Raw genomic sequence first — 16,452 nt, forward strand, 5'->3', positions numbered from 1 at the left:
ATATTGAATGTGTCCCCAAGGTAATCCAATGAATTGAATCGCACATTTTTATTCGCTGGATTTTCCAAGATTCTTCTCTCGAAGAAGATACGTCCAGGCTTACCAAATTGAAGACAGCAACCTAGATGAAACGAACAACGTGTAACAAACTTATTGCGCTGGCAGTGGCGGCATTCAGTGTGCCATCAACACAGGCGATTGTGTTAGGAGATGAACAAACCGATCATGTTGACCGCGTTACTTTGAGAGCAAGTAATATGGCAGAGTTTCCGCTGTGTGGTGGAACGATGCTGACAGAGCAATGGGTACTGACTGCGGCGCACTGTGTGGTGATGGGACAAGGAACCAATGAAGCAACCTACTATGTGACCCCGCCGGGTGAGCTGTCGGTGAATGCGAATGTGTATGAACTTAATTCTGCAGGGCTTGATAACTTCTATCCGGTGTCTCACGTTGTGGTTCATCCGGATTACACTCGGATTTCAAAAGCTGAGACCGACGGTAATGGCAACGTGAAACCTATCCAAACCGGTTTAGATTCAGACATCGCGTTGCTGTATCTCACGCGCCCAGTGGCAAACGCGAACTTTGCTGACCTAGCGAGTAAAGTTGACATGGAGAGTATCGAAGCACGTTTGGTGGCGGATTGGAACGATAATTACCTGACCAATCAACGTGTCGAAAATGTGCAAGTGTTTGGATGGGGGGCTACTCAGCCGGATGCTTCTGAACCTTCTAATACGCTCAAAACCACCATTAGCACATTTTTACCCATCGACAAATGTTATGAGCGTTTAGAAATTGGCAGCAGTTTTCCGGGGATCATTGATTCAAGAGACAACCAAACCAAAATTTGTACGCTACCAACACAAAACCATGTATTGGAGCCAGATAGCCATACTCAATATGGCAACTCTGCATGTAAAGGTGACAGTGGTGGCCCGTTGGTCGATGTGGCGACCGGCAAACAAATTGGTATTGTTAGTGGCGGCCCCCTTATTCTACCAACGTGTGGCTCTTTGACGATCCCAAGTTTCTACACCAAGGTGAGCCACTATTACGACTGGGTACAGTCTTACATCACTGCCGATGCGCCACCAAGTCGTTACATCGTTGCGCCGAATTTTATCAAAAGTGCTAACAATGAAAGTGGTGACAATAAAGAGTGTCACGATGGCATTGCGACCAATAACTGTGATTTCAAAGGCTCAGATGATGAAGGTGGCAGTCTAGGGTTTTGGTTATTGGGTTTATTCGTGCCGTTATTCTTGTGGCGAAAGCGTGAGGTTTGATAGGGCGATTGGAATGCCAAACTAATAAGCAGCGGTATACGCTGCTTTGCTTTTTTCATGTTTTCTCTTTTGGGCTCAAATTAAAAATAGTGCCAAGTAATCGAGGCTTTTCACGTTTTATTACACTCTTCACCATGGCTTTTACTGCTATATTCTGGTGATTTGCTTGCTATTGCAGCATGTAAACATATACTAGTCTGCTGCGAAAAACTCGTCGCAATTTTATCGTCGCCTAGACGTGATTTGACCAATAGATAAGACAAGTAACATGCAAGTATCAGATTTCCATTTCGACCTTCCAGATGAACTCATCGCTCGCTACCCTCAACCAGAGCGTACCGCTAGCCGACTGCTGCAAATGGACGGCAATACCGGAGAGCTCATTGATGGCACATTTACTGATGTATTGGGCCAAGTTCAACCCGGTGACTTAGTGGTGTTTAATAATACTCGTGTTATTCCTGCTCGTCTTTTTGGCCGCAAGGAGTCGGGCGGTAAATTAGAAGTGCTAGTGGAGCGCATGTTGGATGAGAAAAGCATCCTCGCGCACGTTCGTTGCTCTAAATCACCAAAACCAGGTACAACCATTATTGTTGGCGAGAATGATGAATATTCAGCAGAAATGGTTGCACGCCATGATGCTTTATTTGAACTGAAATTTAGTTCTGATAAGACGGTACTAGAAATTCTGGAAGAAATCGGCCATATGCCGCTTCCTCCTTACATCGACCGTCCAGACGAAGATGCAGATAAAGAGCGTTACCAAACGGTATATAATCAAAAGCCAGGTGCGGTTGCGGCACCGACAGCGGGCCTTCACTTTGATGATGTTCTCTTGGAGAAAATCAAAGCGAAAGGTGCAGAGTTTGCTTACGTTACTTTGCACGTTGGGGCGGGTACATTCCAGCCAGTAAAAGTGGAAAATATCAACGATCACCACATGCATGCCGAGTACGTAGAAGTACCACAAGAAGTCGTCGAAGCAATTAAAGCGACGAAAGCGCGTGGCGGACGAATTATTGCTGTTGGTACCACATCTGTGCGTTCACTTGAAAGTGCAGCGCAAGACGCATTGCAAAAAGGGACTGAGCTGGCCCCATTCTTTGGCGATACTGAAATCTTTATTTTCCCTGGTTACGAATATCAGCTGGTGGATTGCTTGATCACAAACTTCCACTTGCCTGAATCAACACTGATCATGTTGGTGAGTGCATTTGCTGGATACGAGAACACCATGAATGCTTACAAACATGCGGTGGAAAACAAATACCGTTTCTTCTCGTATGGCGATTCAATGTTCATCAAGAAGAAAACGGCGTAGTTAAAAGTAGATTTACGAGTGCTAGCAGTAAGCTAGGAAATAAAGCATCCATTGCTTTGTCTCTCGCAAGGAAAAGCGACCGCTCCTTAAAGTAGGGTAGAGCCCTAAACACTCAGTCAGACTGTTTCTCTGACACCCGGAGGCATCGTGAAATTAAAATTCGATCTTAAGAAGAAAAACGGCAATGCACGTCGTGGTCAACTGACTTTCGAACGCGGCACTGTTCAAACTCCTGCGTTCATGCCAGTAGGTACTTACGGTACCGTTAAAGGTATGACACCAGAAGAAGTAAAAGGTACTGGTGCAGAAATTCTGCTAGGTAATACGTTCCACCTGTGGCTACGTCCTGGTCAAGAAGTGATGAAAATGCATGGTGACCTGCACGATTTTATGAACTGGCACGGTCCTATTCTTACTGATTCAGGCGGCTTCCAAGTATTCAGCCTTGGTAAGATGCGTACGATCACTGAAGAGGGTGTTCACTTTCGTAACCCAGTAAACGGTGACAAGATTTTCATGGACGCAGAAAAGTCGATGGAAATTCAAAAAGACCTGGGCTCTGACATCGTTATGATTTTTGACGAGTGTACGCCTTACCCAGCGACACACGATGAAGCGAAGAAATCGATGGAAATGTCATTACGCTGGGCACAGCGTTCACGTGACCATTTCGAGAAGCTAGAAAACCCGAACAACCTATTTGGTATTGTTCAAGGTGGTGTTTACGAAGATTTACGTGATGTGTCGGTAAAAGGTCTAACGGAAATCGGTTTTGACGGTTATGCGGTTGGTGGTTTGGCAGTAGGTGAGCCTAAAGAAGACATGCACCGTATTCTTGAGCATACTTGTCCTCAACTTCCTGAAGACAAACCTCGCTACTTGATGGGCGTTGGTAAGCCAGAAGATTTGGTTGAAGGTGTTCGTCGTGGTATCGACATGTTTGACTGTGTAATGCCAACGCGTAACGCACGTAATGGTCACTTATTTGTGACTGGTGGTGTGATCAAGATCCGTAATGCGAAACATAAAACGGATACAACACCATTGGATCCGCATTGTGACTGTTACACTTGTCAAAACTACAGCAAGTCGTACCTTCACCATTTAGAGCGTTGTAATGAAATCTTAGGCGCTCGCTTGAATACAATCCATAACCTGCGTTACTACCAGCGTCTGATGGAAAGCATTCGTAAAGCAATTGATGAAGATCGCTTCGATGAATTTGTTACTGAGTTCTATGAGCGTCGTGGCCGTGAAGTGCCACCACTAGCAAAAGAGCAGTAATTGAAAAACTAAAAGAATTAAAGCCTTTGGCATGTCGCCAGAGGCTTTTGCTAATAAAGTAGGCTAACGCACGTTATTTTTGAGAGAGCGATCTCTATTAGTTACTCTCAGACTTGAATCTAAAATGCGAAAGCCCAATTTGTTTGATTATCAATAAAATATAATGAGGATGTTTTAATGTTTATTTCTCAGGCTCACGCAGCAGCAGAAGGCGCGCCAGCAGGCGGTGGTTTTGAAATGCTAATCATGCTTGGCATGTTCGCAGTGATCTTTTACTTCATGATTTACCGCCCACAAGCGAAACGCGTAAAAGAACACAAAAACCTAATGGCTTCTATGGGCAAAGGCGACGAAGTTTTAACTAGCGGTGGCCTAGTGGGTAAAATCACTAAGATTGCTGAAGACAATGACTACATTTCAATTGAGCTTAACGCGAACAATGAAGTAGTAATCAAGAAAGACTTCATCACTGCAGTGCTACCAAAAGGTACGCTTAAGTCTCTATAAAACAGCTAAAGGATCCTCGCTGTGCTAAACCGTTATCCATTATGGAAGTACTTGATGGTGCTTTTTGCCATCATCACCGCTGCGTTATACGCACTTCCAAATATCTACGGTGAAGATCCGGCTATTCAAGTTACAGGGGCGCGTGGCGCCTCTGTAGATATGTCAACGCTGGATGCTGTCACTACTGCTCTTAACAAAGAGCAACTTTCTCATAAATCCATTGCTCTCGAAGATGGATCAATTCTTGTTCGTTTTAACGACACTGACACACAAATCAGTGCTCGTGATGTCATCAGCGAAGCGCTAGGCAAAGACACAATTGTTGCACTTAACCTTGCACCTTCTACACCCGATTGGCTAGAAGCGATTGGCGCGTCACCATTGAAGCTAGGTCTTGACCTTCGCGGTGGTGTTCACTTCTTAATGGAAGTGGATATGGATGCAGCGATGGAAAAGCTTGTTGGTCAACAAGAAGAAGCTTTCCGTAGCGAACTTCGTGACGCCAAGATTCGTTACCGTGCAATCCGCCCTTCTGGAAAAGAAGCGGTAGAAGTGTTGTTGCGTAACGAAGAGCAATTAGCAGAAGCGAAAGCAACGCTAGAAAAGAATCACCCGGACATGATTTTTGTCGATTCTGATTCAAATGGCCGTTACGCTCTTACTGCAACCTTTACTGAGCAACGTTTACAAGAGATCCGTAACTATGCTGTTGAGCAAAACATTACGATTTTACGTAATCGTGTCAACGAACTAGGTGTTGCGGAACCATTGGTTCAACGTCAAGGTGCTAGTCGCATTGTAGTTGAACTGCCTGGTGTTCAAGATACTGCTCGTGCAAAAGAAATTCTCGGAGCTACGGCAACGCTTGAATTCCGTGAAGTTGATGATAAAGCTGACCTATCGGCAGCGGCAAATGGTCGCGCACCAGCAGGTAGTGAAATCAAGATGGACCGTGATGGTCGCCCAGTTGTGCTTAAGAAGCGCGTTATTCTTGGCGGTCAAAGCATCACAGATGCAAGCTCAAGTGTTGATGAATATGGTCGTCCACAAGTTAACATCTCGCTAGACAGCGAAGGTGGTAATAAGATGTCTGCGTTCTCTAAGAAGAACATTGGTAAGCTAATGGCTACCGTGTTTGCAGAATACAAAGACAGTGGCCGTCGTACGCCTGAAGGCAAAGTTATTCTGGATAAGCATGAAGAAGTCATCAACCAAGCAACGATTCAATCGGCTCTTGGTCGTAACTTCCGTATCACAGGTATCGACTCTGCTGCAGAAGCACACAACCTAGCACTTTTACTACGTGCTGGTGCACTGATTGCACCTATCTCTATCGTTGAAGAACGTACCATTGGTCCATCAATGGGCCAGCAAAACATCGATATGGGTATCCAAGCATGTATCTGGGGTATGGTTGCCGTAATGCTATTTACGCTGCTTTACTACCGCGGCTTTGGTTTGATTGCAAACATCGCTCTAATGGCAAACTTGGTGCTTATCATTGGTGTTATGTCGATGATTCCAGGCGCTACCATGACGCTTCCGGGGATAGCCGGTATCGTGTTAACCGTCGGTATGGCGGTTGATGCGAACGTACTGATCTTCGAGCGTATCCGTGAAGAAATTCGTGATGGACGCAGTCCACAACAAGCGATTCACCAAGGTTACGCGAATGCATTCAGCACGATTGCTGATGCGAACATCACAACACTAATTACTGCAATCATTCTATTTGCGGTCGGTACAGGTGCGGTGAAAGGTTTCGCAGTTACTCTATCTATCGGTATCTTAACTTCAATGTTCACCGCCATTATTGGTACACGTTGTATCGTGAACCTGATCTACGGTGGCAAACGCGTTGATAAATTGTCGATCTAAGGCTGGGAATTAATATGTTTCAAATTCTAAAAGCAGAGAAGACGATCGGCTTTATGCGTTGGTCGAAAGTAGCATTCGTTTTTTCAATTATAATGATTGCTGCTTCTATCTTCACTTTGTCAACCAAGTGGCTTAATTGGGGTCTAGATTTCACTGGCGGTACGCTTATCGAGGTAGGTTTTGAACAGCCAGCAAACCTTGAAGAGATTCGTGCAGCACTAGATTCAAAAGGCTTTGGCGATGCGACAGTACAAAACTTCGGTAGTGCTCGTGAAGTCATGGTCCGTCTTCGTCCACGTGATGACGTTTCTGGTGAAACGCTAGGTAACCAAATCATTGGTGCTATCAAAGATGGTACTGGCGAAAGCGTAGAAATGCGTCGTATTGAGTTCGTAGGTCCCAACGTTGGTGATGAGCTAACAGAAGCTGGTGGTCTAGCGATCTTGGTATCGCTGATCTGTATCCTGCTTTATGTATCGATGCGATTTGAATGGCGTCTAGCGGCTGGTGCGGTAATGGCATTGGCTCACGATATAATTATCACGCTAGGTGTCTTCTCGTTTCTACAAATTGAAGTTGACCTGACCATCGTAGCTGCGCTACTGACGGTTGTGGGCTACTCACTCAACGATACCATCGTTGTATTTGACCGGATTCGTGAAAACTTCCGTAAGATGCGTAAGGGTGAACCTTCGGACATCATGGACGCTTCAATCACTCAAACATTGAGCCGTACATTGATTACGTCGGGTACAACCTTGTTCGTAGTAATTGCACTGTTCATGCAGGGTGGTGCTATGATTCACGGCTTTGCAACCGCACTTTTACTCGGTATCACTGTAGGTACTTACTCTTCTATCTACGTAGCATCAGCACTGGCTCTAAAACTGGGTATCCAGAAAGAGCACTTGATGCCACCTCAAGTAGAAAAAGAAGGTGCGGAGTTCGACGAAATGCCATAAGGCTGATTGAGAACCGAAAACAAAAACCGCTGAACAATCAGCGGTTTTTTTGTATCTGAATAGAGTCGTGAGCTTGCCGAACCTCATTGTATGGAGAGCCTTACATTGCAGCTAAGTGGATATGGTTCGGTAGATACAAAAAAGCCCCGTTCATTGAGCGGGGCTTTCTAAAGTCATCAGCGTGACGGGCTAAATATGACTTTCAAATCTTACTTAAGGATCGCGCTGTTACCGTTTTCGCGGATGTGCTTAAGGATAGATTTTACGCCACGAGCGCTTGAAGCAACGATGTTACCAGACTTCATGTAGTCAGTGCCGCCAGCAAAGTCTGTTAGGATTGCGCCAGCTTCACGAGCAATAAGCTCACCTGCTGCCATATCCCAAGGTTTTAGGCCTAGCTCGAAGTAACCATCAACACGGCCAGCAGCCACGTAACAAAGGTCAAGAGCAGCAGAGCCGCTACGACGGAAATCAGCACATTCAGTGAATAGCGCACCAACGATCTTGATGTAAGACTCAGCGTGTTGTTTCTGCTTGAATGGGAAGCCTGTTGCTAGAACAGTACCTTGAAGGTCTTTTAGTTGAGCAACACGAATACGCGCACTGTTTAGTTGAGCGCCGGCACCGCGTTGTGCAGTGAATAGCTCGTTTTGCATTGGATCGTAAACACAAGCAACTTCAGTTTTGCCCTTAATACGAACAGCGATAGAAACCGCGAAAGTTGGGTAACCTTTTACAAAGTTAGTGGTGCCATCCAGTGGGTCGATGATCCATTGTACGTCTTTATCTTTACCTTCGATAAGACCTTGTTCTTCAGCAACGATACAGTGCTCAGGGTAAGACTGCTTGATAGTATCGATGATGATGTATTCTGCTTCTTTGTCTACGTTAGTGACAAAGTCATTAGTGCCTTTAAGAGTAGATTCTACTTTATCAGTGTTTTCTAATGATTTAGCAATATGATTGCCTGCCTTTCGCGCAGCGCGAATAGCAATGTTTAGCATTGGATGCATACGAATTTCCCAACGGATGTTAAAGAACAAATGAAAGCGGCGGCGAGTATACCAGAGATAATTAAAAAGGGAAGTGGTTATTTTTTGTTCTAAATGCGGCTGGTTGAGTGTACAGAGCATACTGCGGACGAGAACAATAACCAAGAATGAGAAGAGAGGTCTGCTTGCCTCTAGGGTGTCTTAAAAAACTATGATAACATTCTGCGGTTTTAATTTAGGTAGCAAACACAGATGTTGGATCAAGTAAAAATTGTACTCGTAGGTACCTCTCATTCAGGCAATATTGGCTCAGCAGCTCGAGCAATGAAAGTGATGGGTTTAAACCAACTAGTATTAGTCGATCCACAATGTGAAGTGGATGAACAAACTCTTGCTTTAGCTGCGGGTGCTGGTGATATTGCTCAAAATGCAAAGATTGTCGGCACATTAGAAGAAGCTGTTGAAGATTGTGGCCTTGTTGTGGGTTCTAGCGCCCGCTCTCGTACATTAGAATGGCCAATGCTCGAGCCACGTGAATGCGGTGAGAAATTTGCAGTTGAAGGCCGAAAGCATCCGGTTGCGCTCGTGTTTGGCCGAGAAAGAACTGGTTTGACAAACGAAGAGCTACAAAAGTGCCACTACCATGTTTGTATTCCCGCTAATCCTGAGTACAGCTCGCTTAACCTAGCGATGGCTGTACAAACTCTCAGTTACGAAGTGCGAGTTGCACACTTGAACTTAGAGCAAAGCCAGTTTTCCCCAAATGAATCGGAAGAATACCCGCGTCATCGAGAACTCGAAATGTTCTTCGAGCATCTTGAAAAGGTGATGGTTGAGACCCAGTTTATTAACAAAGAGCAACCTGGACAGGTGATGAATAAGTTGCGCCGTTTGTTCTCTCGTGCTCGACCAGAAACCCAAGAACTTAATATTCTACGAGGCGTTTTGACTTCGATAGAAAAGAAGTTCTGAGTAAATAATAACCACTTTAGGTGTAAGGATGAATACCTGAGTAAAATGGTCAAATAAATACTTGACCAAATTACTCAGGTATGGAAAAATCTTAACCATTACAAACCATGTGGATACGGTGTGGTATGAAACTTACATCTAAAGGAAGATATGCGGTGACAGCCATGCTGGATGTGGCACTGCATTCGCAACAAAACCCTGTACCTCTGGCTGATATTTCAGAGCGTCAAGGGATCTCGCTCTCTTACTTAGAGCAGCTATTTTCAAAATTGCGTAAAGCAGGTCTCGTTGCCAGCGTTCGTGGTCCTGGTGGTGGTTACCGACTTGGTGCCGACGCTCACAGTATCGCTATTGGTACCGTGATTGCTGCCGTTGATGAGTCAGTAGATGCAACCAAATGCCAAGGTAAAGGAGATTGCCAAGGTGGAACACGTTGCCTTACTCACACGCTGTGGCGTGACCTAAGCTCTCGCATTAGTGACTTTTTGAATAACATCACTCTTGGTGAGTTGATGACAGACAATGAAGTACTCGAAATTTCTGATCGTCAGGACATTGATCTGGCGGTAACCCATGGGCTATCAAACAAAAATACAACCGCCGCGCCCATCGGTGTAAACGTCCGCTCTTAGCGGTCAGCTTTTTACATTGGAGTAGAGAATGAAACTGCCGATTTATCTTGATTATTCCGCTACATGTCCAGTTGATCCACGTGTTGCTGAAAAAATGGTTCAGTACATGACAATGGATGGCACATTTGGCAACCCAGCGTCGCGTTCGCACCGTTACGGCTGGCAGGCAGAAGAAGCGGTCGATACTGCTCGTGAGCAAATTGCTGACCTTCTAAATGCAGATCCTCGCGAAATCGTATTTACATCTGGTGCGACAGAATCAGACAACCTTGCTATTAAAGGTGCAGCGCACTTTTACTCGAAGAAAGGCAAGCACGTAATCACTTGTAAAACAGAGCACAAAGCCGTTCTTGACCCATGTCGTCAACTTGAGCGTGAAGGCTTTGAAGTGACTTACCTTGAGCCAGAATCAAATGGCTTGATCGATCTAGAGAAGCTTAAAGCGGCAATGCGTGATGACACAGTGCTTGTGTCTATTATGCACGTAAACAACGAGATTGGTGTGGTTCAAGACATTACAGCGATCGGCGAATTGTGTCGTGAGCGTAAAATTGTTTTCCACGTGGATGCAGCGCAATCTGCAGGGAAATTACCAATCGACGTTCAAGAGATGAAAGTTGACCTAATTTCGCTTTCTGCTCACAAAGTTTATGGCCCTAAAGGCATCGGTGCACTTTACGTTCGTCGTAAGCCTCGTATTCGTCTTGAAGCGCAAATGCACGGTGGCGGTCATGAGCGTGGTTTCCGCTCTGGTACACTACCTACTCACCAAATCGTAGGTATGGGTGAAGCATTCCGTATTGCAAAAGAAGACATGCAAAAAGATTACGATCATGCTTTAGCGCTTCGTAACCGTCTTTTTGATGGCGTGAAAGACTTAGAAGCAGTGACGGTAAACGGTGACTTTGAGCAGCGTGTACCACACAACCTAAACATCAGTTTCGCATTCGTAGAAGGTGAATCACTACTAATGTCGCTTAAAGATCTAGCGGTATCTTCTGGTAGTGCTTGTACGTCTGCAAGCCTTGAGCCTTCTTACGTTCTTCGTGCCCTAGGCATGGATGACGAATTGGCTCACAGCTCGGTTCGTTTCTCGTTTGGTCGTTTCACGACTGAAGAAGAAATTGATTACGCAATTGAACAAATCCGCGTTGCAGTGACTAAGCTACGCGACATGTCTCCTCTATGGGATATGTACAAAGAAGGGATTGATTTGAGCACTGTTGAATGGGCTCACCATTAATCTCAGGGATTGAAATAGAGGATTCGAGGTAATTTATCATGGCATACAGCGAAAAAGTAATTGATCACTACGAGAACCCACGTAACGTTGGTTCATTCGATAAAGAAGATCCATCAGTAGGTAGCGGCATGGTTGGCGCTCCTGCGTGTGGTGACGTAATGAAGCTTCAAATCAAAGTGACACCTGAAGGTATCATCGAAGATGCGAAGTTCAAAACATACGGTTGTGGTAGTGCAATCGCATCAAGCTCACTAGTAACTGAGTGGGTAAAAGGTAAGTCAGTTGATGAAGCGGCAGCAATTAAAAACTCTGAGATTGCTGAAGAGCTAGAGCTTCCACCAGTGAAAGTTCACTGTTCTATTCTTGCTGAAGATGCAATCAAAGCAGCGGTTGCTGACTACAAGAAAAAACACCAAGAATAATTATTCCGTAATATAATGGGAGCTTTGACGCTCCCATTCCAATCGAAATTTAGACAGACTAAGGTGCAGTATGGCCATCACAATGACAGAATCAGCGGCAAGTCGCGTAAGAGCATTCCTAGATAACCGAGGCAAAGGTATCGGTTTACGTCTTGGAGTGAAGACGACTGGCTGTTCCGGCATGGCATACGTACTTGAGTTTGTTGATGAGCTCAATGAAGAAGACGAAGTATTTGAACTCTCTGGAGTGAAAATTATCATCGATCAAAAGAGCTTAGTGTACCTAGATGGTACTGAATTGGATTACGTGAAAGAAGGGTTGAATGAAGGTTTTGAATTCAACAACCCTAACGCGAAAAGTGAATGTGGTTGTGGTGAAAGCTTCAACGTCTAATTGATTGTCCTTCTGGGCAAACGAGTCCGGAAGGCTTTACTAGGACCCGAACTTAATGAATCACTTTGAATTATTTGGGCTACCAAGTCAGTTTAAGCTGGATGGTAGCCTTCTTTCTTCTCAGTTCCGAGAACTACAAAAACGCTTCCACCCGGATAACTTTGCAACGGGCTCAGAACGTGACCGTTTGATGGCGGTGCAAAAGGCGGCGCAAATCAACGATGCCTATCAAGTTCTGAAAAATCCTATTTCTCGCGCCGAGTATATCCTCGCAGAGCAAGGTGTTGAGATCCGAGGTGAACAGCAAACAATGCAAGATCCGATGTTCTTAATGGAGCAAATGGAACTGCGCGAAGAACTGGAAGAGATTGCTGACAAGTCCGATCCTGAATCGGCGCTTTTTGACTTCGACTCTAAGGTCAGCAAAATGTACAAACAGCATCTGGCAAGCGTCGAGCAAGAGCTTGATGATGGTCTATGGACTGAAGCCGCAGACCGAGTTCGTAAGCTAAAATTCATTGCCAAACTAAAGAACGAAATTGAGCTAGTCGAAGACAAACTCCTCGGCTAGTAAGCGTGACAAGGACCTATCATGGCACTACTTCAAATCGCAGAACCGGGCCAAAGCTCGGCACCTCATGAGCATAAGTTAGCAGCGGGTATCGACTTAGGTACTACCAACTCTTTGGTTGCTTCTGTACGTAGCGGCGATGCAACTCCACTTGCGGACGAGCAGGGCCGTACTATTTTACCTTCAGTCGTTAATTACGCTGAGGAAACGTTAACGGTCGGCCACGAAGCCAAAGCCAAAGCAGAGTTTGAACCAGAGAACACGATTATCTCTGTAAAACGTTTGATCGGTCGTTCATTAAAGGACATTAAGTCCCGTTACTCTTCACTTCCTTATCGTTTTAAAGAGAGTGAAAATGGCCTGCCAATTCTGCAAACACCTCAAGGTGACAAAAACCCGATTGAAGTATCTGCGGACATCCTAAAAGTATTGGGTAAGCGAGCTGAAGATACGTTAGGTGGTGAGTTAGCTGGTGTCGTTATTACCGTTCCTGCTTACTTTGATGACGCGCAACGTGCAGGTACAAAAGATGCGGCGAAATTAGCTGGTCTTCATGTTCTCCGTCTACTTAATGAACCAACCGCTGCGGCAATTGCTTATGGCCTAGACTCTGGTCAAGAAGGTGTGATTGCGGTTTACGATCTAGGTGGCGGTACTTTTGATATCTCTATCCTACGTTTATCGAAAGGCGTATTTGAAGTATTAGCAACAGGTGGCGACTCTGCATTAGGCGGTGACGACTTCGACCATCTATTTGCCGATTATTTAATGGAGCAAGCGGGTCTAGAAGCTCCGCTTTCTGCAGAAAAGAACCGTACACTGTTGAACATTGCTACTGAAGCTAAGATTGCTTTCTCTGAGCAAGACAGTGTTGACGTTGACGTTTTTGGTTGGAAAGGCACCGTGACTCGCGAGCAGTTCGAAGATCTGATTCGTCCGCTAGTGAAGAAAACCCTGATGTCTTGCCGCCGTGCGCTGAAAGATGCGGATGTAGATGCGGAAGATGTACTTGAAGTAGTCATGGTCGGTGGCTCAACACGCACATTGCTTGTACGAGAAATGGTTGGCGAATTCTTTGGCCGTACACCACTGACAAGCATTAACCCAGATGAAGTCGTCGCAATCGGTGCGGGTATTCAAGCTGATATTCTCGCGGGTAACAAACCTGACTCTGAAATGTTGCTTCTTGATGTGATTCCACTGTCGCTCGGTATTGAAACCATGGGTGGTTTGGTCGAGAAGATCATCCCCCGCAACACTACGATTCCCGTTGCGCGTGCGCAAGAATTTACCACATTCAAAGATGGCCAAACGGCGATGAGTGTTCATGTGGTACAAGGTGAACGTGAAATGGTTGATGACTGTCGTTCACTTGCTCGCTTCTCGTTAAAAGGTATTCCTCCGATGGCAGCGGGTGCGGCACATATTCGCGTGACTTACCAAGTTGACGCTGATGGCCTTCTTTCTGTTACGGCAATGGAGAAGAGCACTGGTGTTCAATCAGAGATTCAAGTAAAACCTTCTTACGGCTTAAGTGACAATGAAGTGGCGGATATGTTGCGTGATTCAATGACGCACGCAAAAGAAGACATGCAAGCTCGTGCCTTAGCTGAACAGCGTGTTGAAGCCGACCGAGTGATAGAAGGTTTGATTGCAGCGATGCAAGCTGATGGTGATGACTTACTATCAGAACAAGAGAAACAAAACTTGATTAAAGCCATCGAAGCCTTGATTGAGCTGCGTAATGGTGATGATGCAGATGCGATAGAGCAGGGCATTAAAGATACCGATAAAGCGAGCCAAGATTTCGCATCACGCCGTATGGATAAATCGATTCGAGCTGCGTTGTCAGGTCAATCAGTAGACGATATATAAGAGATAAGTAGTTATGCCTAAGATTATTGTATTACCACACGACGATTTGTGCCCAGAAGGTGCAGTGTTGGAAGCAAACTCTGGTGACACCGTTCTAGACGTAGCGCTAAAAAACGGTATCGGTATTGAACATGCGTGTGAGAAGTCATGTGCGTGTACTACCTGCCACGTAATCATCCGTGAAGGTTTTGATTCACTTGAAGAAAGTGAAGAACTAGAAGACGACATGCTAGATAAAGCGTGGGGTCTAGAGCCTGAGTCACGCCTAGGGTGTCAGGCGAGAATTGCTGATGAAGACTTGGTGGTAGAAATTCCTAAATACACACTAAACCACGCTTCAGAAGATCACTAAAACTATCTTCCCAATATAGGGAAGAAGCAAAAGGAAGATGAGCAATGAAATGGACAGATTCTCGCGATATCGCGATTGAACTTTGTGACAAGTTTCCAGATGTCGATCCAAAAACAGTGCGTTTTACCGATCTTCATCAATGGATCATGGAGTTAGATGAGTTTGACGATGAGCCAAACCGTTCTAATGAAAAGATTCTAGAAGCCGTTATCATGTGCTGGATGGACGAAGCGGACTAAGTCTGTAAAACACAGCCTAGTTAACAATTCTTACTAAAAAAAGCGGACCTTTAGGTCCGTTTTTTTATCCAATTGACATTTTTGCCCTACATAATGCTAACATCCGTGAGTTATTAAAAAGAAGCAGCGTAGGCAACGCTGCTATAAGACAAGGAGAAACCATGTCTACACAGATGTCTGTATTTTTAAGTCAAGAGTCGGCAGCACCACATTGGGGTGAAAAAGCACTGCTTTCATTCGCTGAAAACGGCGCAACTATTCACTTAGGTGAAGGTCATGATCTCGGCGCAATTCAACGTGCAGCTCGTCAGCTAGATGGCCAAGGAATTCGTTCTATTTTTCTTTCTGGTGATAACTGGGATCTAGAGAGCGTATGGGCTTTCCACCAAGGGTTCCGTAACCCTAAAAAACATGGCTCAGTTGAGTGGGCAGCATTGTCTGATGAAGATCAAGCAGAGCTTCAAGCTCGTATTACTTCGACTGATTTTACCCGCGATATTATCAACAAAACGGCAGAAGAAGTTGCTCCTCGTCAGCTAGCGACAATGGCTGCTGAATTCATCAAATCTGTTGCGCCGAAAGGCACTGTGACAGCACGTATCGTCAAAGACAAAGACTTGTTGGCAGAAGGTTGGGAAGGTATTTACGCAGTAGGCCGTGGTTCTGAGCGTACTTCTGCGATGCTTCAGTTAGACTACAACCCAACTGGTGACGAAAACGCACCTGTATTCGCATGTCTTGTGGGTAAAGGCATCACCTTTGATTCCGGTGGTTACAGCTTGAAGCCTTCTACCTTCATGAGTGCAATGAAAGCAGATATGGGTGGCTCGGGTACTATAACTGGTGGCCTAGGATTAGCTATCTTGCGCGGTTTAAACAAGCGCGTAAAACTGATCTTGTGTTGTGCTGAGAACATGGTTTCTGGCCGTGCCCTTAAGCTTGGCGACATCATCACTTACAAAAACGGCAAAACCGTTGAGATTATGAATACCGACGCGGAAGGTCGCTTGGTGCTTGCAGACGGTCTTATCTACGCCAGTGAGCAAAAGCCTGAGTTAATCATTGACTGCGCGACGCTAACAGGCGCAGCGAAGAATGCGTTAGGTAACGATTACCATGCGCTAATGAGCTTTGATGATGAGCTATCGCATCAAGCGCTTACGGCGGCAAACCAGGAAAAAGAAGGCTTGTGGCCGCTACCACTTGCTGATTTCCATCGAGAAATGCTGCCATCTAATTTTGCCGATTTATCGAATATCAGCTCTGGTGATTATTCTCCGGGTGCAAGTACTGCAGCTGCATTCTTGTCTTACTTCGTTGAGGACTACAAAAAAGGCTGGTTACATTTCGACTGTGCGGGTACGTATCGTAAAGCCGCTTCTGATAAATGGGCTGCGGGAGCAACGGGTATGGGTGTTCGTACACTTGCTCGTTTCCTCAATGAGCAAGCTGGAAAATAAGATTGATTGCAGCACTCTCTTGTTTGAGTGCTGCTCTTACCCAGTAAGTCACTTTA

The 16,452-nt window shown here is 45.3% G+C and carries 17 protein-coding genes; 16 read left to right on the top strand and 1 reads right to left on the bottom strand.

All coding sequences use genetic code 11. The features are described 5' to 3' along the window. Positions 1 to 125: 125 nt before the first annotated feature. The 6 genes from R7E42_RS16015 (at position 126) to secF (ending at position 7,244) form a co-directional block, all read left to right on the top strand. Positions 126 to 1,292, top strand: coding sequence for a trypsin-like serine protease (locus R7E42_RS16015; protein WP_213886794.1), 1,167 nt, complete (start codon positions 126 to 128; stop codon positions 1,290 to 1,292). 268 nt (positions 1,293 to 1,560) lie between these two features. Beyond that, entirely contained in the window at positions 1,561 to 2,613 is a 1,053-nt protein-coding gene (gene queA, locus R7E42_RS16020) for a tRNA preQ1(34) S-adenosylmethionine ribosyltransferase-isomerase QueA (RefSeq protein WP_005381728.1), read from the top strand. 147 nt (positions 2,614 to 2,760) lie between these two features. Then, positions 2,761 to 3,897 (top strand): tRNA guanosine(34) transglycosylase Tgt, encoded by a 1,137-nt coding sequence (tgt, locus tag R7E42_RS16025; RefSeq protein ID WP_005381727.1) that lies wholly within the window; start codon positions 2,761 to 2,763, stop codon positions 3,895 to 3,897. Between the two features lie 177 nt (positions 3,898 to 4,074). Next, positions 4,075 to 4,404 (top strand): preprotein translocase subunit YajC, encoded by a 330-nt coding sequence (yajC, locus tag R7E42_RS16030; RefSeq protein ID WP_005381725.1) that lies wholly within the window; start codon positions 4,075 to 4,077, stop codon positions 4,402 to 4,404. Between the two features lie 21 nt (positions 4,405 to 4,425). Next, positions 4,426 to 6,282, top strand: coding sequence for a protein translocase subunit SecD (gene secD, locus R7E42_RS16035; protein WP_005381724.1), 1,857 nt, complete (start codon positions 4,426 to 4,428; stop codon positions 6,280 to 6,282). A 14-nt stretch (positions 6,283 to 6,296) separates the two neighbouring features. Further along, a complete protein-coding gene (gene secF, locus R7E42_RS16040) occupies positions 6,297 to 7,244 on the top strand; it encodes a protein translocase subunit SecF (protein ID WP_005383689.1) in 948 nt (315 codons plus the stop codon). 209 nt (positions 7,245 to 7,453) lie between these two features. On the opposite strand, the gene suhB is transcribed toward secF, so the two are convergent. Continuing rightward, positions 7,454 to 8,257, bottom strand: coding sequence for an inositol-1-monophosphatase (gene suhB / locus R7E42_RS16045; protein ID WP_005381722.1), 804 nt, complete (start codon positions 8,255 to 8,257; stop codon positions 7,454 to 7,456). Positions 8,258 to 8,488: 231 nt separating this feature from the next. Here suhB and trmJ point away from each other — a divergent pair, with 231 nt between their 5' ends. The 10 genes from trmJ to pepB all read left to right on the top strand — a co-directional run bounded on the left by trmJ (position 8,489) and on the right by pepB (position 16,396). Beyond that, positions 8,489 to 9,208, top strand: a complete 720-nt coding sequence (trmJ, locus tag R7E42_RS16050) for a tRNA (cytosine(32)/uridine(32)-2'-O)-methyltransferase TrmJ (RefSeq protein ID WP_005383693.1) — start codon at positions 8,489 to 8,491, stop codon at positions 9,206 to 9,208. 125 nt (positions 9,209 to 9,333) lie between these two features. Then, entirely contained in the window at positions 9,334 to 9,840 is a 507-nt protein-coding gene (gene iscR, locus R7E42_RS16055) for a Fe-S cluster assembly transcriptional regulator IscR (RefSeq protein ID WP_005381720.1), read from the top strand. 28 nt (positions 9,841 to 9,868) lie between these two features. Continuing rightward, positions 9,869 to 11,083 carry an IscS subfamily cysteine desulfurase gene (locus tag R7E42_RS16060; protein ID WP_025768862.1) on the top strand — a complete coding sequence of 405 codons (1,215 nt, stop codon included), beginning with the start codon at positions 9,869 to 9,871 and terminating at the stop codon, positions 11,081 to 11,083. 38 nt (positions 11,084 to 11,121) lie between these two features. Beyond that, positions 11,122 to 11,505 carry a Fe-S cluster assembly scaffold IscU gene (iscU, locus tag R7E42_RS16065; protein WP_005381718.1) on the top strand — a complete coding sequence of 128 codons (384 nt, stop codon included), beginning with the start codon at positions 11,122 to 11,124 and terminating at the stop codon, positions 11,503 to 11,505. A gap of 70 nt (positions 11,506 to 11,575) precedes the next feature. Further along, positions 11,576 to 11,899, top strand: a complete 324-nt coding sequence (gene iscA / locus R7E42_RS16070; RefSeq protein ID WP_005381717.1) for an iron-sulfur cluster assembly protein IscA — start codon at positions 11,576 to 11,578, stop codon at positions 11,897 to 11,899. Between the two features lie 55 nt (positions 11,900 to 11,954). Continuing rightward, positions 11,955 to 12,470: a co-chaperone HscB gene (hscB, locus tag R7E42_RS16075; protein ID WP_005381716.1), complete on the top strand. Its 516-nt coding sequence runs from the start codon at positions 11,955 to 11,957 to the stop codon at positions 12,468 to 12,470. Positions 12,471 to 12,491: 21 nt separating this feature from the next. After that, positions 12,492 to 14,345: a Fe-S protein assembly chaperone HscA gene (hscA, locus tag R7E42_RS16080; RefSeq protein WP_005383703.1), complete on the top strand. Its 1,854-nt coding sequence runs from the start codon at positions 12,492 to 12,494 to the stop codon at positions 14,343 to 14,345. Between the two features lie 13 nt (positions 14,346 to 14,358). After that, a complete protein-coding gene (gene fdx, locus R7E42_RS16085; RefSeq protein ID WP_005381713.1) occupies positions 14,359 to 14,697 on the top strand; it encodes an ISC system 2Fe-2S type ferredoxin in 339 nt (112 codons plus the stop codon). 44 nt (positions 14,698 to 14,741) lie between these two features. Next, complete coding sequence (gene iscX / locus R7E42_RS16090; RefSeq protein WP_005381711.1) at positions 14,742 to 14,936, top strand: Fe-S cluster assembly protein IscX; 195 nt, start codon at positions 14,742 to 14,744, stop codon at positions 14,934 to 14,936. 161 nt (positions 14,937 to 15,097) lie between these two features. Beyond that, positions 15,098 to 16,396 carry an aminopeptidase PepB gene (gene pepB / locus R7E42_RS16095; protein ID WP_005381709.1) on the top strand — a complete coding sequence of 433 codons (1,299 nt, stop codon included), beginning with the start codon at positions 15,098 to 15,100 and terminating at the stop codon, positions 16,394 to 16,396. Positions 16,397 to 16,452: the final 56 nt, after the last annotated feature.

The organism is Vibrio sp. Vb1337 (genome assembly GCF_033338715.1).
In the GTDB taxonomy this organism is placed as follows: domain Bacteria; phylum Pseudomonadota; class Gammaproteobacteria; order Enterobacterales; family Vibrionaceae; genus Vibrio; species Vibrio alginolyticus.